The sequence below is a fragment of the Bradyrhizobium sp. SPXBL-04 genome, assembly GCF_051853035.1.
GTDB lineage: Bacteria > Pseudomonadota > Alphaproteobacteria > Rhizobiales > Xanthobacteraceae > Bradyrhizobium > Bradyrhizobium zhanjiangense.
The window spans coordinates 6,463,160-6,483,435 of the sequence record NZ_CP182472.1; the positions used below are offsets into that span (position 1 = coordinate 6,463,160).

28 protein-coding genes are annotated in these 20,276 nt (G+C 60.2%); 25 read left to right on the forward strand and 3 right to left on the reverse strand.

What is annotated here, in order from left to right:
- Window positions 1–6: 6 nt before the first annotated feature.
- From ACNJX8_RS31025 to ACNJX8_RS31075, 11 genes are all read left to right on the forward strand, one after another.
- On the forward strand, window positions 7–2,076 hold the full coding sequence (locus ACNJX8_RS31025; RefSeq protein ID WP_439357918.1) for a hypothetical protein: 2,070 nt from the start codon (window positions 7–9) through the stop codon (window positions 2,074–2,076).
- Between the two features lie 13 nt (window positions 2,077–2,089).
- Window positions 2,090–2,500 carry a hypothetical protein gene (locus ACNJX8_RS31030; protein WP_439357919.1) on the forward strand — a complete coding sequence of 137 codons (411 nt, stop codon included), beginning with the start codon at window positions 2,090–2,092 and terminating at the stop codon, window positions 2,498–2,500.
- Between the two features lie 68 nt (window positions 2,501–2,568).
- Entirely contained in the window at window positions 2,569–2,901 is a 333-nt protein-coding gene (locus ACNJX8_RS31035; RefSeq protein WP_439357920.1) for a DUF7717 family protein, read from the forward strand.
- A gap of 3 nt (window positions 2,902–2,904) precedes the next feature.
- The gene (locus ACNJX8_RS31040; protein ID WP_439357921.1) at window positions 2,905–3,327 is read left to right on the forward strand and encodes a hypothetical protein; all 423 of its coding nucleotides are present in this window, start codon (window positions 2,905–2,907) and stop codon (window positions 3,325–3,327) included.
- Between the two features lie 65 nt (window positions 3,328–3,392).
- The gene (locus ACNJX8_RS31045) at window positions 3,393–4,979 is read left to right on the forward strand and encodes a UvrD-helicase domain-containing protein (protein ID WP_439357922.1); all 1,587 of its coding nucleotides are present in this window, start codon (window positions 3,393–3,395) and stop codon (window positions 4,977–4,979) included.
- On the forward strand, window positions 4,976–5,323 hold the full coding sequence (locus ACNJX8_RS31050) for a hypothetical protein (RefSeq protein ID WP_439357923.1): 348 nt from the start codon (window positions 4,976–4,978) through the stop codon (window positions 5,321–5,323). The genes ACNJX8_RS31045 and ACNJX8_RS31050 overlap by 4 nt, the downstream gene beginning before the upstream one ends.
- Window positions 5,324–5,340: 17 nt before the next feature.
- Entirely contained in the window at window positions 5,341–5,934 is a 594-nt protein-coding gene (locus ACNJX8_RS31055; protein WP_439357924.1) for a hypothetical protein, read from the forward strand.
- A gap of 71 nt (window positions 5,935–6,005) precedes the next feature.
- Entirely contained in the window at window positions 6,006–6,515 is a 510-nt protein-coding gene (locus tag ACNJX8_RS31060) for a hypothetical protein (protein ID WP_439357925.1), read from the forward strand.
- 634 nt (window positions 6,516–7,149) lie between these two features.
- Window positions 7,150–7,908, forward strand: a complete 759-nt coding sequence (locus tag ACNJX8_RS31065; RefSeq protein ID WP_439357926.1) for a hypothetical protein — start codon at window positions 7,150–7,152, stop codon at window positions 7,906–7,908.
- A 207-nt stretch (window positions 7,909–8,115) separates the two neighbouring features.
- Window positions 8,116–8,439, forward strand: a complete 324-nt coding sequence (locus tag ACNJX8_RS31070) for a hypothetical protein (RefSeq protein WP_439357927.1) — start codon at window positions 8,116–8,118, stop codon at window positions 8,437–8,439.
- Window positions 8,432–8,710, forward strand: a complete 279-nt coding sequence (locus ACNJX8_RS31075) for a hypothetical protein (RefSeq protein ID WP_439357928.1) — start codon at window positions 8,432–8,434, stop codon at window positions 8,708–8,710. Before ACNJX8_RS31070 ends, ACNJX8_RS31075 begins: the two co-directional genes overlap by 8 nt.
- A gap of 147 nt (window positions 8,711–8,857) precedes the next feature.
- Here ACNJX8_RS31075 and ACNJX8_RS31080 read toward each other — a convergent pair whose 3' ends face one another.
- Window positions 8,858–9,289 carry a hypothetical protein gene (locus ACNJX8_RS31080; RefSeq protein ID WP_439357930.1) on the reverse strand — a complete coding sequence of 144 codons (432 nt, stop codon included), beginning with the start codon at window positions 9,287–9,289 and terminating at the stop codon, window positions 8,858–8,860.
- Between the two features lie 17 nt (window positions 9,290–9,306).
- On the opposite strand from ACNJX8_RS31080, the gene ACNJX8_RS31085 reads away from it, so the two are divergent.
- Together ACNJX8_RS31085 and ACNJX8_RS31090 are read left to right on the forward strand one after the other, a co-directional pair.
- Window positions 9,307–9,576, forward strand: coding sequence for a helix-turn-helix transcriptional regulator (locus ACNJX8_RS31085; RefSeq protein WP_439357931.1), 270 nt, complete (start codon window positions 9,307–9,309; stop codon window positions 9,574–9,576).
- Between the two features lie 5 nt (window positions 9,577–9,581).
- Window positions 9,582–9,956, forward strand: coding sequence for a hypothetical protein (locus tag ACNJX8_RS31090; protein WP_439357932.1), 375 nt, complete (start codon window positions 9,582–9,584; stop codon window positions 9,954–9,956).
- Between the two features lie 24 nt (window positions 9,957–9,980).
- Here the strand turns inward: ACNJX8_RS31090 and ACNJX8_RS31095 are convergent, their stop codons facing one another.
- Both ACNJX8_RS31095 and ACNJX8_RS31100 read right to left on the reverse strand, forming a co-directional pair.
- Window positions 9,981–10,670: a helix-turn-helix domain-containing protein gene (locus tag ACNJX8_RS31095; RefSeq protein WP_439357933.1), complete on the reverse strand. Its 690-nt coding sequence runs from the start codon at window positions 10,668–10,670 to the stop codon at window positions 9,981–9,983.
- Window positions 10,671–10,963: 293 nt separating this feature from the next.
- Window positions 10,964–11,575 carry a hypothetical protein gene (locus ACNJX8_RS31100; protein WP_439357934.1) on the reverse strand — a complete coding sequence of 204 codons (612 nt, stop codon included), beginning with the start codon at window positions 11,573–11,575 and terminating at the stop codon, window positions 10,964–10,966.
- Between the two features lie 187 nt (window positions 11,576–11,762).
- On the opposite strand from ACNJX8_RS31100, the gene ACNJX8_RS31105 reads away from it, so the two are divergent.
- The 12 genes from ACNJX8_RS31105 to ACNJX8_RS31160 all read left to right on the forward strand — a co-directional run bounded on the left by ACNJX8_RS31105 (window position 11,763) and on the right by ACNJX8_RS31160 (window position 20,272).
- The gene (locus ACNJX8_RS31105; RefSeq protein WP_439357935.1) at window positions 11,763–12,527 is read left to right on the forward strand and encodes a hypothetical protein; all 765 of its coding nucleotides are present in this window, start codon (window positions 11,763–11,765) and stop codon (window positions 12,525–12,527) included.
- A 204-nt stretch (window positions 12,528–12,731) separates the two neighbouring features.
- Window positions 12,732–14,288, forward strand: coding sequence for a DnaB-like helicase C-terminal domain-containing protein (locus ACNJX8_RS31110; RefSeq protein WP_439357936.1), 1,557 nt, complete (start codon window positions 12,732–12,734; stop codon window positions 14,286–14,288).
- Between the two features lie 61 nt (window positions 14,289–14,349).
- A complete protein-coding gene (gene ssb, locus ACNJX8_RS31115; RefSeq protein ID WP_439357937.1) occupies window positions 14,350–14,997 on the forward strand; it encodes a single-stranded DNA-binding protein in 648 nt (215 codons plus the stop codon).
- Window positions 14,998–15,148: 151 nt separating this feature from the next.
- Window positions 15,149–15,556 (forward strand): hypothetical protein, encoded by a 408-nt coding sequence (locus ACNJX8_RS31120; protein WP_439357938.1) that lies wholly within the window; start codon window positions 15,149–15,151, stop codon window positions 15,554–15,556.
- Window positions 15,556–15,906, forward strand: coding sequence for a hypothetical protein (locus ACNJX8_RS31125; RefSeq protein ID WP_439357939.1), 351 nt, complete (start codon window positions 15,556–15,558; stop codon window positions 15,904–15,906). The genes ACNJX8_RS31120 and ACNJX8_RS31125 overlap by 1 nt, the downstream gene beginning before the upstream one ends.
- Complete coding sequence (locus tag ACNJX8_RS31130) at window positions 15,884–16,477, forward strand: hypothetical protein (protein ID WP_439357940.1); 594 nt, start codon at window positions 15,884–15,886, stop codon at window positions 16,475–16,477. The genes ACNJX8_RS31125 and ACNJX8_RS31130 overlap by 23 nt, the downstream gene beginning before the upstream one ends.
- Window positions 16,467–17,102 carry a hypothetical protein gene (locus ACNJX8_RS31135; protein ID WP_439357941.1) on the forward strand — a complete coding sequence of 212 codons (636 nt, stop codon included), beginning with the start codon at window positions 16,467–16,469 and terminating at the stop codon, window positions 17,100–17,102. The genes ACNJX8_RS31130 and ACNJX8_RS31135 overlap by 11 nt, the downstream gene beginning before the upstream one ends.
- 234 nt (window positions 17,103–17,336) lie before the next feature.
- Window positions 17,337–18,017, forward strand: coding sequence for a DNA polymerase III subunit epsilon (gene dnaQ / locus ACNJX8_RS31140; protein WP_439357942.1), 681 nt, complete (start codon window positions 17,337–17,339; stop codon window positions 18,015–18,017).
- A 57-nt stretch (window positions 18,018–18,074) separates the two neighbouring features.
- Window positions 18,075–19,031 carry a YqaJ viral recombinase family protein gene (locus ACNJX8_RS31145; RefSeq protein ID WP_439357943.1) on the forward strand — a complete coding sequence of 319 codons (957 nt, stop codon included), beginning with the start codon at window positions 18,075–18,077 and terminating at the stop codon, window positions 19,029–19,031.
- Between the two features lie 12 nt (window positions 19,032–19,043).
- On the forward strand, window positions 19,044–19,880 hold the full coding sequence (locus ACNJX8_RS31150; protein ID WP_439357944.1) for a hypothetical protein: 837 nt from the start codon (window positions 19,044–19,046) through the stop codon (window positions 19,878–19,880).
- Window positions 19,873–20,031: a hypothetical protein gene (locus ACNJX8_RS31155; RefSeq protein WP_439357945.1), complete on the forward strand. Its 159-nt coding sequence runs from the start codon at window positions 19,873–19,875 to the stop codon at window positions 20,029–20,031. The genes ACNJX8_RS31150 and ACNJX8_RS31155 overlap by 8 nt, the downstream gene beginning before the upstream one ends.
- Window positions 20,018–20,272, forward strand: a complete 255-nt coding sequence (locus ACNJX8_RS31160; RefSeq protein ID WP_439357946.1) for a hypothetical protein — start codon at window positions 20,018–20,020, stop codon at window positions 20,270–20,272. Before ACNJX8_RS31155 ends, ACNJX8_RS31160 begins: the two co-directional genes overlap by 14 nt.
- Window positions 20,273–20,276 lie beyond the last annotated feature (4 nt).

The following is a 20,276-nucleotide window of genomic DNA, read 5'->3' on the forward strand; positions in this document are numbered from 1 at the left end:
GCCACTATGGACTTTTGCCTGTTCAAAAACGCCGTCGCCAAGCAGTTCAAGGCGATGAGCGCCGGCAAGCTCTTCTGCACCGATGTCGAGAAGGATGACCTCTGGTCAACCTATATCGGCGCCTTCCCGGCCGGCACCAATCCGGTGTACCGCGAGCGCACAGAGCACGATTGCAGCTGCTGCCGCCAGTTCATCCGCGCGGTGGGTAACGTCGTCTCGATCGACGACAACCACAACATCGTGACCATCTGGGATGGCGCGATCAGCGACCCGACCTACGCCGCAGTCTCCGCCGTGATGGCGTCGGTCGTTAAGTCGAAGCCGATTGTCAACGAGTTTCTGACCTCGGAGACTTCGGCCGGCACCGACAAAAATTTCGAAGACGTCCTCGGCAAGGTCCAGACCTGGGAGCATTTCCACGTTCGCATGCCGAAGGAAGTCATCGTGGCGAAGGCGAAGATCGGTCCGCGCCTCGGCGAAACGCGCTCGACCTACGACGTCTTCAAGCGCGGCTTGACTGAGCTGACGATAGATGCGGTCGACACCGTCCTGGAGCTGATCGGTCAGAACTCGCTCTATCGTGGCACCGAGCACAAGTTCGCGGTCGATGCCTTCCGCAAGGCAAAGCAGGCTTACGACCAACTGGCTGACGGCGCGCGAGATCCGTGGATCTGGCTGGCCATCAAGGCGAACCCCGGCTCTGTCACCCGCATTCGCAATACCGGCATCGGCACGCTGCTGATCGACCTGTCGGAAGGCATGGAACTCGAGGACGCGGTCCGGAAGTTCGAGAAGTCGATCATGGCGCCCGAGAATTACAAGCGGCCGACCGCGCTGGTAACGCCGGCCATGATCAAGAAGGCGAAGGAGACCGTCCAGGAGCTGGGCCTCACCTCCGCCCTGGAGCGCCGCTATGCCAGGCTCACGGACATCTCCGCGGCCGACATCCTGTTCGCCGACCATTCGGTCCGCAGCGTGATCGCTGGCGACGTCTTCGACAGCCTGCCGGTCAAGAAGACGGTGCGCAAGCTCGACAAGGTCGAGGAGATCGGCATCGAGAAGTTTCTCTCCGATGTCGTGCCACGGGCGCAATCGCTGGAGGTGATGCTGGAGAACCGCCACGTCGGCAATCTGGTCAGCCTGATCGCGCCGGTCGATCCGACCGCTGAGCCGCTGTTCAAGTGGGGCAACAACTTCTCGTGGTCCTACAATGGCGACATGGCGGACTCGTCCATGCGCCAGAAGGTGCAGGAGCGCGGCGGTCGCGTCGACGGCGTGCTGCGGTTCACCCACATGTGGAATCACCTGGGCCGCAATGCCAGCCTGATGGACCTGCATGTGTTCATGCCCGGGACGCGAGAGCACAAGGACGGCTGCCACGATCGGTATCCCGCCGGACGCCGCATCGGCTGGAACCAGCGCAACGATCACCTATCGGGCGGCATCCAGGACGTCGATTATGTCGACGCCGCGCCTGCTGGCTACGTTCCGGTCGAGAACATCACGTTCCCCGACCTGAAGCGTATGCCGGAGGGTGTCTACACCTTCAAGATCCACAACTGGTCGCACCGCCAGCCGACCGACTCCGGCTTCAGCGCCGAGATCGAGTTTGCCGGCAACACCTACGAGTTCGAGCATCCCGCTCCGCTCAAGCAGAAGGAATGGGTCACCGTCGCCCGGGTCGAGCTGCGGAATGGCGTGTTCACGATGCTCAACTCGATGGCGTCGACCCAGTCGACCAAGAAGATCTGGGGCCTCGACACCCAGGACTTCCACAAGGTCAACACCGTGATGCTGTCCCCGAACTTCTGGGGCAACAGCGGTGCGGGCAACAAGCACTACTTCTTCATGATCGATGGTTGTCAGAACGATGGCGAAGCGCGCGGCTTCTACAACGAGTTCCTGCGTCAGGACCTCGAACCGCACCGCAAGGTCATCAACCTCGTCGGCTCGAAGATGAAGGCCGAAAAGTCGGCCGACCAGGTCAGCGGCCTCGGGTTCTCCAGCACGCAGCGTGCTGACCTCGTGGTCAAGGTGGCTGGCAATTTCAACCGGACCCTCAAGGTCGTCTTCTAAGGAAAGGACTACAATGTCAGACTTGTTCGAAAAGGCTGCCCGACTGAAGCTTCGATTTCCCTCCCCGATCGGCGCTCTGTCGGTCGAGCAGGTGTGGGATCTTCCGATCTCCACGAAGGCAAAGAGCGGCGCCGACCTCACCGCCATCGCTCGCGAGCTGAACACCCGGCTCAAGAGCACCACCAATGACGATCTGCCGTGGCTCAGCACGTCCACGACGAAGCAGGACGACGAGAACCAGCTCGCTTTCGATATCGTCAAGCACATCGTCGAGACCAAGAAGGCTGAGGCCGAGAAGGCTGCGACGGCGGCGGCCGACCGCGAGAAGAAGCAGAAGCTGCTCTCGCTGATCGCTGTGAAGGAGGACGAGAAGCTCTCCAACATGTCGCTCGACGATCTGCGCAAGGCGGTCGCCGAACTGTAATCGACATCTGGCCGGGTGGCTCATGCTGCCCGGCCGTTTGTTTGCCTGCAAACCCCACCGAGAATGCAATGCCACCCGCACCGTTTCTGACCAAGTTCGAGCGCGAGTTCGGACCTGCGTTGCAGACCTTCTTCGAAGGCTGTCAGCGTATCAACCACGAGCACATGACGCAGCACTATCCGCGTCTCCCGAAGCCGGAGTTCAAACTCGAAGAGATGAAGGTTCGCTGGCGCGTCCGTCGTGATGGAAGCGTCCACGCCTTCGTCGACAAGAATACCGGCGACGTCCTGATGCCGGCGAGCTGGTCCAAGCCGGCCAAGCACGCCCGAGGCAACATCTTCGACGAACACAACGGCCTCGCCAACATGGGCACGTATGGCCCAGCCTATCTCCGGAGGTGATCCATGTCTAAGAAGACGCTGACTAAGCTGCAGGAGCGCATCGTCGCTCGTGTGCTGGCCGATCCTATGAACACGCTGTACCTTTCGAAGGGCAACGTCAATTCGGCGAAGAGCCTGATCGAGAAGGGGCTACTCAGCAAGCACTGCTATGCGTCGATGGTGCAGTCGCAGTACCTGACGCCTGAGATCAAGTCGGTCTTCTTCGGCGACAACGACGTCGTGTTCGCGATCCAGGACATCTACGACAACTGCTGGCTGATCTTCGAGGACCGCAAGCTGGTCGCCAAGCCGCGATCCGAGGAGATGGCCAACCGCATCGTCAAGGCTCTGAAGCTGCTGCGGCAGCATGAGATGCCCGGCTTGGTCGCCAGCCTCGCTCCTGAGCAGATGGCTGCGGCACTGACCAATGAAACCGTCGACGTTTGATTTTTTGTTTGCTTGAATGCAAACACAATGCTAACCGTCACCCACACCCGATCGAGACGAGGACCATGCAAGCCCCCGCTATCTTTGTTCCATCGCCGCAACAGTCGGCCTTCATGCAGGAGGCCTGGAACGGCACAAGTTCCCTGGTCCTGATCGCCGTTGCCGGCGCAGGCAAAACGACCACCATCCTCAAGACCGTCGAGCGAATGACCGGCTCCTCGATCATCCTCGCCTTCAACAAAAAGATTGCCGAGGAGATCAAGGGCAAGCTCCAGAAGGCCGGAATCGACTGGAAGAAGGCCGAGGCCTCCACGGTCCATGCGATCGGCCTGCGGAACTATCGCAAGGCTTTCCCTAAGGTCCGCGTCGTTCAGGACAAGGTCGCCAACATTACCGCGGCATGGGTCGAGAGCAACAAGATCAGTCCTGAGCTGGCCTTCCACATGTCGGTGGTTTGCCACCTGGTATCGCTCGCCAAGCAGAGCGGCCTCGGAATCGAAGGCGAAGGCCACATCGACGACACCTCTATCTGGGAGGACATTGTCGAGCACTTCGACCTATTCGATAGCGAGGAGTTAGCCAAAAAGTCCGACGCCCTGATCGAGCTGGCGATCGAGGTGCTGAAGGCCTCCAACTCCGAGCCGGAGATCATCGACTTCGACGACATGATCTACCTTCCCCTGCTCTACAAGATCAGGTTCTGGCAGTTCGACAACGTCTGGATTGACGAGGCGCAGGACACCAACACGGTTCGCCGTCTGCTGGCCCGCTGCCTGATGAAGCCCCGCGGCCGGCTGTTCGCTGTCGGCGATCCACATCAGGCGATCTACGGCTTCACGGGCGCCGACAACGACTCGATCGAGATCATCAAGCAGGACTTCCGCGCCAAGGAGATGCCGCTGACGGTCACCTACCGGTGTCCGAAGAACGTGGTCAAGATGGCTCAGGCCTGGGTCAGCCACATCCAGGCTCACGATTCCTCGCCCGATGGATCGGTCACGCTGGAGTCGTTCGAGAAGATGATGGAGAACCCGGCTCGTCTCGACGGTGACGCCGCCATCCTCTGCCGCAACACCCGGCCGCTCGTCACCGCAGCATTCGCTCTGATCCGCGCCAAGATCCCCTGCCGGATCGAGGGGCGCGACATCGGCGAGCAGCTGAAGAAGCTGGCGACTCGCTGGAAGTCAATCTCCAACATCTCCGCGCTCGAAGAAAAACTCGAGGAGTGGCTGGAGAAGGAACGGGCGAAGTGGCTGCCCAAGAAGAAGATGGCCAAGGTCCAGGAGGCCGAGGACAAGGTCGAGACGCTGAAGGTCGTGATGGACGCTTGCCGTGAGGCCAAGCTGTTTCGGATCACCGACGTCGTCGCCTACATCGACAACATCTTCGCTGACAACGTCACCGGCATCCTGACGCTGTCGACCATCCACCGATCGAAAGGCCGGGAATGGAAGCGGGTCTATTGGCTCGACCGGTTCAACACCTGTCCGTCCAAGTATGCCACCCAAGACTGGGAGCAAGAGCAGGAGAAGAACCTCCAATACGTCGCAGCCACCCGCTCAATGGGTGAGCTGATCGACCTCCTGCCTCCGCTGCCGAAGCAGAAGGCGGTCAATGACAACGAGAAGCAGCCGAAGGAGAAGGCGGCGTGAAGCTGCACTATCCGCACGGCAAGCCGCCAGAGGGCTGCGATGTCCTCTGGCGGTGCGAGGCCCAGAGCTATTCCTACATCATCGACGCGGACCGCGAGCAGTACGGGGTCACTGACCCTCGCCTGGAGCTTCGTTGGTACCCCGTCGATCGCCGGACGCCCAAGGGCGCCTGGGTGTGCGGAGAGTTTCAGCTGCTCACCGCGTTCAAGAAGAAGTTCTCCGAGACCGAAGAAGACGCGATCAACGACTTCAAGGCCCGGAAGCGCAAGCAGATTCGCATCGTCACCAACCAGCTCCGACGAGCCCAGCAAGAACTGGCGCTCACGGAACCGAGATTCTTTTAACTGAAAGGACCGTCACCATGGAAATCCGCACCACCATCACTGGCACCAAGCCACTTCTCTTGCACAACATTCAGCTCGCTAACCCTGACAACGTCTGGGCGAAGCGGATCGCCGAGATCTCGAAAAAGCGCAAGAAGACCGAAGACGACCGGCGCGACATGGCCCGCCTCGAGTGGATGGGATCGCTCTACGTCCACGACAATCAGATCGTGATGCCGACAGCAAATGTCCTGAAGTCGTTCCTGGGCGCCGCCAAGATCACGAAGGAAGGAAAGTCTGTCAGCCGCGCTCTGTCTCCGCTCGACATCCATGTTCCCCTCATCTTCACCGGCCCACAGACGCCGGAAGAGCTGCTAGAGCGCGACGATTTCAGGGATCAGACCTTGGTCACTGTTGGCACCAGTCGCGTCGTTCGCACTCGCCCGATCTTCCGCAACTGGGCAGTCGTGATCGATTGGGAACTGATGACTGAAGTGCTCGACTTCGACGCCTTCGAGAAAATCGTCAAGCTGGCCGGTCGCGTGGAGGGCCTTGGCGACAACCGCGTCAACGGCTGGGGCCGTTACGAAACCAAGATACTGGTCAGCGAGGTCGCGAAGGAGGCGGCATAAAAATGGCGTTCACAGCAAAACGGAACGATGGCCGTCCGATCTGGCGCCTCATATACGATGAGGTCGTCAGAATGATTGACGCGAAGGAGATCTCGATCGGCGATGTTGCCAGCCACGATCGCCTAAAGAGCGTCCTGGTCGGCAGCGAGCTGCAATCGTACTATCCGGCCGTCAATCGTGCCAGCAACGAGCTGGCGAAGACGCGACACTGTGTTCTGCGCTCATATCGCGGAGACGGCTACCGTCTGACGGCCGGAGTCGAGCAGGTCGAGATCGGCCAGAACCATCGCAAGCGCGGTGTCCGCAGCATCAAACGAGGCCTCAATCTCGTTAAGCTGTCAGACCGCTCGATCATGTCACCCGAGGATCGCAAGTGGGCTGACAAGGTCGAAGGCGGCCTGGTCACACTCGCCACCATCGCAGTGATGCACGATGAGCGTCTCAACCAGGTATCGTCTGCAGTCGACGAACTGCGAAAGGCGCAGATCACCAACAAGAAGGTGCAGAGTTCGACGTCCGACGAAATCTCCGAGCTGCGGCGACGCATCGAGGCGATCGAGTCTAGTGGACGAAACACCTGACGAACCATGGGCCGGATTTTCAGAAGATCCGGTCCAGCTACCTTGCGAGGCGAGGCATGGCGCGGCAGGGCAAGTAATGGCGGGGCACGGCGTGGCTTGGACTAATTCAGGACAAGGCATGGCGAGGCACGGCTGGACTTGTCATGACGGGGCAAGGCTTGGACTCATTCAAGGCGAGGCTAGGCACGGCGAGGAAAGGCCTGGCGTGTTTTGACGCGGCATGGCTTGGACTAATTCATGGCTCGGCGAGGCGGGGCATGGCTCGGCAAGGCAGGGCTTGGCATGGCTTGGACTCATTCATGGCAGGGCATGGCCAGACTAGGAGAGGCCAGGCAAGGCTTGGACTAATTCGAGGATTGGCAAGGCCAGGTTGGGCCGGGCAAGTCGCGGATGGGCTTGGACTCATTCAAGGCATGGCTCGGCAGGGCATTGCAAGGCTCCGCGTGTCGGGGCGAGGCTTGGACTAATTCATGGCTCGTCTGGGTCGGGCGTGGCGCGGCGTGGCGCGTCCTGTCCGGGCAAGGCTTGACATGGCTTGACTAATTCATGGCTAGGCATGGCTGGGCACCCAATGGCGAGGCCCGGCGTGGCTTGGCTTGGCATGGGGTTTGTTTGAATGCAAACGGAGAGACAAATGAACGGATTCGTTCTCTATCGAGGTCCGTCCGAGGTGGACGGTGAACCAATCGTCGTCATCGCCACTGGGCTTCTTACAGGTGGCAACAATTCAAAAACCGGCAGCATGATTCAGGTGTATGTCCTGCGTTCCGATATGAACCCCCTCACCGCGGTTCAGATTGGCGCTGACGTATCGATCTGCGCCGGGTGCGCTCACCGCGGCAAGGTCGTCACCGATCCGAAGACCGGCGAGCGCAAGAACGTGGGTCGCTCCTGTTACGTCACCCTCTTCCAGGGCCCGCGCGTGGTCTGGGATGCGTTCTCCCGCGGCATCTATCCCGACATTCCCCTCGCCAAGGCGCGCAAGCTGCTGGCTCACCGCAAGGTTCGGCTCGGCGCTTACGGCGACCCCGGAGCAGTCCCCTTCACGGTCTGGGAGCAGGCGCTCGATCTGGTGACCGAACTGTCCGGCTACACGCATCTGTGGCGCCAGTATCCGATGCTTTCGGCATTCTGCATGGCGTCATGCGACAGTGAGCATGATCGCGAGGAAGCGAAGGCTCTCGGTTTCCGCACCTTCCGTGTTCGCGGAAGGACCGACCCCAAGCTGACCGGCGAAGGCCACTGCCCTGCCTCGAAGGAGATGGGCAAGGCCACCCAATGCGCCCAGTGCATGCTCTGCGGCGGCGCGCGGTCTGCAGCGAAGGCTGACATCACCATCATCGCTCACGGAGCAGGCGCGAAGAACTACGAGCGCGCCAAGGAGGCAGTATGAAAAGGCGGCCGATACGACCGGCAGACGACAGCTGGGACACAGTCACGCTGCTCGATGAAGACTTCGATGACACCAGTGTCAGCGAGGTCATCAACACCAGCAGAGGGGAACGGAGGTCTTCTCCCCGGCGATCCGGGGAACATCGTCGATCGAACCGCTTCACAGAAGACGGATACGGCGAACTCGATTTCGCCTGAGGAGTACGGAATGAAAATTGCAGAAGCCGAGCGACAGATCGCTCGCAAGATCATCGAAGACGCCATAACTGCGGGTTATAAAATCGATGTCTACGACGGCATGGACTTTCCGCTGAAGGACAGCGACGACGCAGAGATGATTCTCGGCGCCATGTTCTCAACAGACTCCGACAAGCTCTACCTCTGCAAGGGGGGCAAGTCGGTGGGTTGGGTCTTCCTGGTCTATGGCGAGTACGGATGGGATGTGATCTGCGATCACACCATGAACATCGAGAGCGTGCTGTCCGGCGCTCTCAAGCTCTCCGCCGAGCTGGAGGGCAAGGTCGATGCCTGACCTGTTGAAGGAATGGCACGGCTTTGTACCTGGTCAGGACGTCGAGCTGCTCATCGAGACGATGGGCGCTGACCACGAGGACATCGAACACACGATGCCGACAGGCGCTGTCGGCACTGTCGATCACATCGAGCGGTACACCAATGACCAGGGTGTCGCCGTGACCGTCGTGATCTGGGTCAACAGCGAGCGCGACCGTTCGATCGTGAACGTCTTCGACGAACTGGACGGCCCCATCAACAACTTCATCAAAGCCAAGGAGTCCCAATGAAGCCGAAGCCGATGCCTGCACTGTTCGTGGTGTGGGCGCTTTGCAAGCCTGGCCCGAAATGGCGCCAGGTCTCAACCGAGCCGAAGCCCCGCGCGCAGCTTCTACTGGAAGTTCGCGATCAGTGGGCACGAGGGCGCCAAGCGCAAATCAGGCCTGCGCCGATTGCACAAGCTGCCTAGCGCAAAAATGCACATTGCGGGAAAGCAAATGAGCGTCTATGTCCTTCACTTCGATCCGAGTTACAAACATGCGGGTCATTACATCGGCTTCTGCGAGGACGATCACCCTGAACGAAGACTTCAGCAGCATCTGGCCGGGCGCGGGTCGCCCCTGGTCAAGGCTGCTGTTGCCGCTGGCAGTCGGATACACGTCGCTCAGTTCTTTCCTGGAGCGTCGAGAACATTCGAGCGTACGCTGAAAAACAGGGGGGGCGCCAGGAGATGGTGCCCCGCCTGCGGTATCGGTAGCCGCCCAGTTCCAGCTTGTGTTGAATGAACCGGTGTCGCTGGCATGGTGGTGCGCCCACCTGCCGGCGGCTCTTTCCGAAACAGGACCTGCGCGAATGCGGTCGTAGAACATTGTGTGAGGTCAGGAAATTGGCCAACAGTTCGAAGAAGTTTCTAAGCGGCGACGAAGTCAAGGCGTTTCGCGTTTCTCGCAATCTGACGCAGGCAGATCTTGCCGACTGGCTCGGGCTTACGACCCAGGCGGTCGGTAAATACGAGGTCAACGGCGCCACCAAAACGACGGCGCTCGCGCTGTCCGCGATTGATCGCGGGCTACAGCCTTTCAAGCCGACCAAGGCTGATCTCCATGTGCTCGCCAGCCGCGGTCGTATGAAAGCACTACGCACCAAGGAAAGTTGATGATGATGAAAAGTGACGTCGCCGCACCAAAGCCACCGCTGGCGCGTCCGATCAACGCGCACTTCAAGGATCGACTTCCGCTCATCATGTCAGAGATCTGCGACTCTCTGATGGTGATCGAGCCGGCGATCGATCGGGTCAGGGTCCAGTTGCGAGAGTTTCTGGACTATCTGGACTTCGAGATCCAGAAGACGGCCATTGAGGTCCAGCGGCTGCGCTGGGAGCCGCAGGTCGACCGCGCAGCAGTGAGCGAGGCCGAGGCCTGGCTCAAACAGCTCGCCAAGCTCGAAGAAGATTTCAACATCGACGTGATGACGTCGCCACCAGAAACGATCAGGAAGATGCTTGATCGCGTCAGTAAGATGTTTGAATTGAAGTGAGGGCCGCCGATCGGCGACCCTCTATCAGATCCGGCAGGTCATCGCCACGATGGCGATTTCGCTGATCTCGTCGAATGTAAGCGTCTCGTCTTCCTTCTCGGGCATCGACTTCGACAACTTCAGTCCGGCTTCCGTGATGTCCAACAGCATTCGAACGCGAGTCTTCTCGTTCTTGTCGGTGATCACGACCAGATCACCAGGAACGGGATCGCGGCGCTTGGTGGCATACATCAGGCAGCCGGTCTTGGCCCAGTTACCAAGCGAGTTGTCCGGCATGTGGAACGCAAACGCCGTCTCATCCCCCTCCAGCTGTGGCGGAGCCGGCGCGTAACCCTCACGGCGTGGGCTTGCCGCAGACTGTAGCGCGGCAGGCAGCGAGGACACATGTCGAAGCTCGACGGTCGGCTGGCGAGCTGGCCGCAAGTTCACGCGCCGAACGTTCTCCGGCTCGTCGCTCGCTGTCCCCTCACCCTCCGCCGCTCCGAGTGCGGCCATCACCTTCTTCGGGATCGGATAGCCGGAGCCAGTGGCGATCTTCTGCAGGGTCGAGACGGTCGGGACGAAAGGGTGCTTGGGGTTGTTGAGCAGGCGCAGGATCGTCGACGGAGCCAACTCTGCCGCCCGAGCGAGATCTGTTCCGGTCCACTTCTTGCGGTCCAGAATGTGATCGATCCACTCGATCACGATTTCCTTCGTAGTCTGGGCTTTTTTCATACCGGACGCCGACAATGCCATTTGCGATCCTCCACCAACATGGTTCGCATAACAAGTTCTTAGTGATGACCCGGGTGGGTCCGTGTGTGCAATTTTGAACGGTCAATCACTTCTCAAAAGCATGTTATTTGCAGACATCCGTGTCGGACCCCATCGTTTGCGTGGATGCTAACGAGGCCGAATACCGAAGGTTTCGACGGATTGCAAATGTTTTTTTGTTCTCCTTACGTTCTGAAAACGTTGGAAAAGCCGGCAATATCAGACTGTTGTCCGGGGTGACAAGTGTTGGCTTATCAACCACAGTTTAGTTGAGTCGCTTTCAGCAGTGCAAGCAGCTGCTTGAACTCAGGCGTGTGAATGCCAGCATGCGGCACTGCGCAGGCGTCCGCGACGTGCTCGTTGTCGATGTGCAGGTCTCCGGCCCGGTTGACGATCTTGCCGGTCTTATTCCGCGTATCGGCCTCGTAGAGCTGCCAGGGAGCCTCAGGGAAGCGCTTCGCCGCCCAGGCGATGATCTCAGGCTTCTCGGCAGTCTTGCTCCCCACGGACGCCTGCTTCGTCTCCAGGGGCATAACCTGGATCAATGGGATCTTGACCGATGACAGGATGCCGACCACCACGCCAAAAGCGTAGGCGGCGCGGGCTCGCTGCGATCCTGATGGGATTTCCGCGAAGGCTACGGTGCAGCCCTTCAGCTCTTCGTGAAGCCCGTCGTGCAGCTCGATCGCACGGCGGAGGTCGTCGGAGTTTTGCCTGACGACCTTCTTCTTGCCTGCCAGCTTCTCGGTCCAGATGGTCCGAAACCGGTCGAACGTGAACTCCAGGGTATCTAGATCGAGCCACAGTCTGCTGATGCCAAAGCCGGCGAACGCCGGGTCGAGGCCGGCGACGAGGATGCGGTTCATGAGTTCCCTGGTGTGACTCGAAAGACGCAGCAACCACATGTCGTGGCTTGCATTTTGATTTGCATTCGTGCAAATACACCACCCTCGCGACGGTGTCAAACCGGCGAGCAACTATCGGAACATCATGAGCATCAGAGCAATCAACTGGGCCAAGCACCTTGGGCCGTGCGAGGAAGTAACATCGACCATGCGCAACATCCTGAGAACGCTGGCCGACTTCGCGGGTGATGAGGACACCTGCTTTCCCCGGCAATCGATCATCGCGCTGATCACAGGCTATAGCCGGCCAACAGTGAACATCAATCTCGGCAAGCTGCAGGACATCGGTCTAATCGAGATGACCGGCCGCAAGCACGCCAATGGCGGCACCAGGTCGTCAGAATATCACCTCCTCATCGACGAGAATCCGGCCGTCGATCAGACTCTCTTCTACAAAGACCCCGATAATTGCCCGCCCTTCGTACCGCGGAAAGATCGGCCTGAGGGTGTTCGGCAGAATGACACCCCCGGTGTTCGGCAGGATGACAGGGGAGTCAGCCAGGATGACTCCGGCTGTAATGCTGGCGAACAGAGGGGTGTTGGCCAGGATGACACCTTGAACCATAACTTAGAACCCCACCATGAACCGAAAGCGAGAACCGCAAAGCCGCGCAAGCATGTGTGGCCCGAGGATTATCGCGATCAGTTCTGGAAGGCCTATCCGAAGCGTCGGGGCAACAGCCGGAAGGAAGCCATAGCTGCACTGGATCGGATCCATGCAGAGGACGAGGTCGCCTTCGAGGACATCCTGGCCGGCACCAAGTGGTACGCCGACCGCATGAACGCCGACGTCAAGAAGGATCGCGAGAACGAGCAATTCATCCAGCATGCCTTCCGCTGGCTGAAGAAGGCTAAGTGGGAAAGCGAAAGCCCGCCGGACAAACCCCGCAGCACCAAGCGGGTCGCGATCTGATGGCCGGCGTGGACATCGAGAAGGTGTTGTCGGAGGAAGGGATCAAGCTTCGTTCCATCAAATTCGGCAACCAGTACACGCTCTGTCCGCAGTGCTCGCACAAGCGGAAGGGCGCTCACAAGAAAATCCGCTGCCTGTCGGTGAAGATCGACAACAGTGGCGTCGTTTGGAACTGCAAAAATTGCGGATGGGTTGGATCAGAGAATGAGTCTAAGCGAAAAACACGCGAGGGGGATCGAGGACCGCGGCCTCAACGTGGAAATGTCGGTGGCTATGGGGCTCTACAGCGGGCGTCGCTTGCGCGATGGGTCAATCGTACCTGACGAGAATGGCAACATCCTCTGCTGGCCCTATTTCGAGCAGGGCGAAGAGGTGAACACGAAGTATCGCTGGTCGCAAGATGGCCAGAGACGCTTCATGCAGCGCAAGGACGCCGTGAAGACGGTGTTCAACGCCGACGTCTTGTTCGATCCCGACCTGATGCACATGCTCCGCGAGGGGCAGGAGTCGCTGATCTGGTGCGAGGGCGAGTTCGACGTCCAGGCCGGCAAGGAGTCCGGCTACGAGACGATCATCTCAGTGCCCGATGGGGCGCCGCCGGCCCGCGACGCCAAGGGCAAGCTGATCCACGTCCCTGATGACGCGAGCGATATCGATCCCGAGGACGACGACAAGTTCGCCTTCATGGCTCGGCTCTACGGCCAGCTGATGGAGGTTAAGCACCACATCATCTGCACAGATGGTGACGAGCCCGGCCGCCGACTGGCGAAGGAGCTGGTCAGACGCATCGGCGCGGCCAAGTGCCTATGGACCGAGTACCCCAGCGACGAGGTTGTCCCCGACAAAAAGAACAAGGGCAAGTTCAGAGCCTGTAAGGACCTCAACGAGGTCAAGCAGTATCTCGGCGCCGAGCGCGTCCGGGAGATGATCGACAATGCCAAGCCCTGGCCCGTCACCGGTCTGTTCCGCCTCTCCCACTATCCGGAGATGGAGATCCCGGTCATGTGCGAGATCGGCCTGTCGGACGAGCTGGACGCCCTGATGAAGTTCTACGCCGGCCAGTTCGTCATCGCCACGGGCGTACCGAACGTCGGTAAGTCCACGCTGATGAACCAGGCCGCGGTGCTGCTCGCCAAGAAGCACAAGTGGCCGGTCGCGATCTTCTCGGGCGAAAAGGACGTCAAGCCGTTCCTGGCGCACGAGCTGATGACGGCCTTCCTGGAGAAGCCGCGCAAGGACTGGACGTTCGAGGAGAAGAAGCGGGCCGAGGCATTCGTCGAGCGCTACTTCCAGTTCATCGACTACGACGAGACCACGGACTTCGACATTGACGTCGACTTCCTGCTGGAGCGTGCGGCAACCGCCGTGTTCCGCGACGGCGTGAAGCTGCTGCTGATCGACCCGTGGAACGAGCTGGAGCACAACAGGCCCATGAACCTCTCGCTGACCGAGTACGTCGGCAAGATGATCAAGAAGATGAAGCGCTTCGCCAAACAGTTTGGCGTCTGCGTGGTGGTTGTGGCGCATCCGACGAAGCTGGCAGCAGACCAGAAGCCGGGTCTCTACAACATATCGGACTCCGCCCACTGGGCGAACAAGGCGGATCTCGGCGTCGTCGTTCACAGCGGCGATCCGGAGGACCCGTATGCTCGTGAGATCGACATCTGCAAGGTCCGTCTCAAGCGGATCGCCGGCAACACCGGCATTGCAACCCTGTCGTTTGACGAGCGGACCGGGCTGTTTGTCAAACCATTTTCGTAATTTTTCGCTTGCATGAATGCAAACGACCTGCTAATGCAAACCACAGAAGGAGAGAAGATCTATGGCTTCCAGTTTGAACAAGGTCGAGTTGATCGGCCGCCTCGGCAAAGACCCCGAGGTCAAGAACCTCTCGAACGGCTCTTCCGTCGCCAACTTCAGCGTCGCCACCAGCGAGAGCTGGAAGGACAAGCGAACCGGCGAGAAGGTCGAGAAGACCGAGTGGCACAACATCGTGGTCTGGAATGAGAACACGATCAAGTTCGTCGAGGACTACCTCAAGAAGGGAGACCTCGTCCGCATCGAGGGCAAGATCCAGACCCGCAAGTGGGAAGATCAGGATGGCAAGGATCGTTACGCCACCGAGATCGTGATCCCCGCTTTCGCTTCGATCGACGCGCTGATGAAGCTGTCGTTCGACAACGACAACGGCGGCGACCGTGGCGGTTCGCGTGGCGGCAACAGCCGTGACCGCGATGACGACCGTGGCAGCCGCTCCTCGGGCCGCTCGTCGAACCGTGATCGCGATGATCGCGGCGGTGATGACCGTGGCTCCCGTGGCCGTGGCCGCGACGATGACCGTGGTGGCGATGATCGCGGTGCGAGCCGCGGCAGCAGCCGTGGCCGTGACGATCGCGATGACCGTGGCGGCAACAGCCGCAACACGGGTGGCGGCGGTCGCAACGACATGGATGATGACATCCCGTTTTAACGATCGGCTGTCCGTGCTGGATCGATTGAGGTTCGGCATGCTCTGAGCTTCCCCGTTGAGCGGGGAATACCGAGGGGCGCCCTGTTGGTTGTGCGTGCCAGGGCGCCCCTTTTCAAATTCAATGATTTGCACGATTGCAAACGGAGTACGAATGAAAGCCTTCAACCCGGCCGACCTCAGCCCGGAAGCTCTGGCCCTGGCCGGAATGCCCGCTGAGCTGATCACCTTCCTGAGCTTGCTCGGCAGCATCGCCGATGCGCCGGCTGACCTGTGCGACTGTCCGCCAGGCGTCTGCCTCGGTGAGCAGGACGCTCTCAATGGCAACCTGAACTCCGAGTTCGATCTCGGCCTCGCCAGGGACAGCGGCGACGAGGATGACCTCGAGGACGAAGAGGACGATGAGCTGGAAGTCGTGTTCGATCCGGACTTCGACTTCGATCCGATCGAGATGCCCCAAGAGGACAAGGTCGGCGCCGTCGCACAGCTCGGCCGCGTCATCGAGAACATGACCGTTCTCGTCGGCATCCACGCTGATCTGCTGACGAAGCTGGTGGCGTGATGACGAGAACCGTCCTGGAAGTCGGTCCGGGCGCGCTCTCTGAGTACTACGACTGGGTCAAGGACGCCGCCGCGGGTGACGTCCTGGTCTACTGGCAGGGAGACCTCCAGTTCGACCGCTCAGTCGAAGTGCCGGCGGATGATGTTCTCCGGTCCGCACTGCGCACCCGCATCCAAGCACTCAACTTCGTTGCGGATCGGGTCCTCAAGGACTCGAAAGAAGGTCTGCTTCACCTGACGCAGCTCCGGATCGGAACGAACCTCTTCGAATACCGCGCAACCCGTCGCCGGACCTCCGGCGGCCAACCCACGGTCTCGGAAATCCGGAATGACAACCTCGTCCCCGCATGAGGATCGCACGAAGGCTCTCGGCTGGCTTGCCTACGGTGGCAAGTTGGCCTGGGCCCTTCACGGCGATCGCGTCCGCCACTCCGACGTCATCTGGCAGCTGCTCGTCGATGCCGTCGAGGTCATCGACAAGACGCCTGACCAGGATCGTCGCTGGCTGACGTCAGGCCAGCGATCAGGTGGCTGGAACATGGTCGGCATGTCCCGCGCCGAACTGATCGACATCGAGAAGAACCGACTGATGTCGGGAATGAAGCCGTTCGATGGGGTCGCGAGATATGGCATCCAGAAAGACGACATCGAGCGAGCCCTTGGTGTCCTTGAGTGGCTGCGCTGGTGCAGCAATGCGCGCCTATCGGATCGACTTACGAAAGCAGCTGTCGCGCTGGCTCGTGGTGGAGATACGGAAGTCGTTCATCGGCTCTATTGCCCGACGCGCAAGCCGCACCGCCAGAACATCCACGAAATCCGTGTCCGGACAGTCGGCTTCATCCTGACCGGCCTGAAGAACGAACTCGGCATTGTGCCGGGTGAAGGCATCTCCTTCCAAGAGGTTTACTCTCATGCTGACTGACCTGCCGCTGCCCAAGAGAATCGATATCGACCACGTTGTCGAACATTCCTTCAAGGACATGCACCAGAAGGGCTTCCACTACCTCTGCCTCCAGCGGACGCCGACAGAAACCGTCAAGCTGTACTTCTTCGACGGTGACGTGAACAAGCTGCCGGAGGTCGTCGCCCCGCACGATCACCGCTACGACTTTGAGACCTACGTCGCTGCCGGCGCCGTCGAGAACGTCACGTTCCGTCGCACCGACGATCTGACCAAGGGTCAGATGTTCAACTGGTTCGAGTACCGCACGCCGATGAACGGCGGCAATGGCTTCACCTTTGCCGGTGAGGAATGCCTATACGAGGCGGCCCGCTTCCGCTTCTCGAACGGTGAGTCCTATTACCTCCAGGCCGACGACCTGCACACCATTCGCATCGCGGGCAATGAGACCGTCCTGATGCTCCTCCAATTCGAGGACATTTATCCGATCGAGAAGCCCTCCTCGACCTTCTTCAAGGACCAGGCACCCTCGCTTGACGGCCTCTACACCAAGTTCACGGCCGACGAAGCAATCGCCCTGATCCGACGCTTCGAGGAGCGTACCGGCATCACCTTCAAGACCTCCCTCTTCCGTGACGCAGCGTAGTGACGAAGGAGCCGAGGCTCACCTGAACCTGCATGCCGCTCTCTGCGTGCAGGCTTCAACGTTTGAGCGGTTCAAGGCGACTGTCCTCGCCGCCGCCTCGCCTCACGAGATCGAGCTGGCACGATCCGCCTATCACGCCGCTGCAGACGCGGTGTTGGATCGAGCACAAGAACAACTCTTCGTTCAGATACGGGAAGACGGCATCGACCCGTTCACCAGGAGACCATTACGACGATGAGGGAGATCATCCTCGACACTGAAACGACCGGGCTCGATCGAAAGGAAGATCGGATCTGCGAGATCGGCTGTGTTGAGATGGTCGATCGCGTCCTGACCGGCCGCACGTACCACACGTATTGCAATCCGCTGCGGGCGGTCCACAAGGAGGCCTATAAGGTTCACGGCCTGAGCGACGTGTTTCTTCGCACGAAGCCGACGTTCAAGCGGATCCATAACCGCTTCCTGAGCTTCATCGAGGGCGCCAGGCTTGTGGCGCACAACGCCGGGTTCGATATCCCGATGATCAACGCCGAGCTGGACCGACTCGGCATCGATCCTCTGGAGAACGAGGTCGTCGACACGCTGGCGCTGGCAAAGCAGGTCCACCCTCGTCGCCGGCACACGCTGGATGCGCTGTGCTCGCTATACAACATCGATGCTTCGAGAAGATCTGAGCATCACGGCGCTCTCGTCGACTCCGAGCTTCTGGCTCAGGTCTATGTCGAGCTGCAGGGCGGCCTTCAACACGGCATGCAGCTCGATCTTCTCGGCGGCGAGGAGGTTGAGACTGAGGTGCAGCCTGCCAGGCAACGGCCAACACCGCTGCCCAGCCGGCTCACCAACGAGGAAATCGCTGCGCACAGAGCCTTCGTCGAGACCCTCGGCGATAAGGCCATCTGGCGTGAGTACGTTTAACCACTTGTTTGAATGCAAAGGATAGCGAAAATGCGCAGGCGTACTGGACACATCGGCATGAGCGAAGAGGCTCGCGCCGCCCGCATGAAGTCGATCGGCGGATCGGACGCAAAGATCATCATGTCCGGTGATCAAGATGCGATCGAGCGCCTGTGGCTGGAGAAGCGCGGCGAGGTGATCCCTGAGGATCTCAGTGAGGTCATCCTGATCAACCTCGGCAACCTGACCGAGCCGCTGAACGCCGACCTGTTTGAGGACGAGATGGATCTGCTCGTGACCGACGAGCAGAAGAAGGTCCACTACTACGCCTGGGACAAGGCGCACACCACGCTCGACGGTCTGGTCCGCCGGACTCCGGAGTCGGACCCGATCGCCATCGCCGAGTTCAAGTTCATGTTCCCCTTCGGGTTCTCGAAGGAAGCTGCCTACGAGAAGTACTATCCGCAGGTCCAGCACAACATGATGGTGACGGATCTGCCGAAGGGCTATCTGTCGATCCTGACCGGCGCGGCCCAGCACGTCATCATCGATGTCGAGGCCGACCTGTTCTATCAGCTCGCCCTGCTGGAAGCCGAGAAGGACTTCTGGGACTGCGTCGTCACCGGCCGCACGCCCGGCGCTCCCAAGGTCGAGATCCCGGTCGCCGAGCGCATCAAGATCCACGACATGAGCACCAACAACGAGTGGTGCGACCTTGCGTTCACCCTGCTCAGCACCAAGCCGGCAGTCGAGAAACACGACAAGGCGAAGAAGGCGATCAAGAAGCTCTTCCCCGCTGACGCCAAGTCGGCAACCGGCAAGGGCGTCTCGATCAACCTGTCGAAGGACGGCAAGCAGCTGATCAAGTTCGACGAGGAGGCCATCAAGGATGCGGTCGAGCGGGCCGCGAACCTGCCGCCGTCGACCGAGTCTGGCGCCGAGGAACCGGCAAAAGAACCGGCAAAAAAGACCCGGGCAACTCGCAAGAAGCCCGCCAATTCCAACGACAAACCCGCCGCTTCCGAAGCGGCATAAACGGAGGCCACGATGGCTGGACGGAAGAACAACAGCGCCGATAACCGCGCGAAGCTCGACAAGATCTACGACGTCTTCGACAAGCACAATGTGCCGGTCGACAAGGATGCCATCTGGGAGGTCCAGGGCACCCCGGTCGTCAAGCACAAGGATGTCGAGCGCCTCGGTGCCGCGATGGGCATCGAGTACGAGAAGCCCCAGATCATCCGCGCCGAAGCGGATGAGGCCGTCATCATGGTCGTCGGCAGGTTCAACGGCAAGATGGAGTGGTCGATCGGCGAAGCCAAGATCATGCAGATGGTCGACACCGGCCGCAAGAACAACTGGGGAAAGCCGGTCCGCGAGCCGAAGGACGGCACCTTCGGCAACTACATCGTGACGGGTGGCCAGGCTGCCTATCCCTGGGCGATGGCGGAGAAGCGGGCGAAGGATCGCGTAATCCTCAAGCTGGCAGATCTGCACGGCGATGCCTACTCGTCTGAGGAAGCTGACGACTTCAAGAAGGTCAATGCCGACGACGACCGTAGCGACCGCCGGGATGATCGCCGCGACGACCATCGCGATGATCGCCGCGACCAGGCGAGCAACGACAACAAGCGGGACAACGGCGGCGACGGCGGCAAGACCGCGACCGAGCAGCGGATCGAGGACCTGATCGTTTCCTGCGAGACCAAGATCCGGAATTGCAAGACGATCAAGGACGTCACGGACCTGATGAACAGCAAGGACATCAAGGACGCGATGGCCGAGATGTCGAAGGATGAGGTCGCCGACCTGCGCGGCTTCGCCACCGACAAGCTGCACGATCTGGGCTGGAAGAAGCCGGAGAAGGAAGCCGCGAATGGCTGATCTGACGTTTGATACCGAAGCGGTGGAGCTGGCGAAGAAGCTCCATCGCAACTTCCTGAAGGCCAATCAGAACACGACGTTCAAGAGCGACTGGATGGAGTTCTATGAGCAGGCAGCCAGATTCCTCGGCAAGTGGCATGACCCGAGCTGAGGCTTACTGCGAGCTGGCGCTGTTCGCGATCAAACTGTCGGGCAGCGCCAGCGGCCTGCGTGCCTGGTGGACGGAAGAGACCGCCCACCGGGAGCAATACGAGCTGTCCCGGGAGCAGATCGACATGCTGGCTGATGCCTGCCGCGATCACATCCGAGACCTGGGTGAAGTCGCCAAGGAGCGGCCTCCGGAGCCGGCTCCAAAGCGGAAGCCGAAGCCGAAGAAGCGCGCTGCAATCTGAGGTC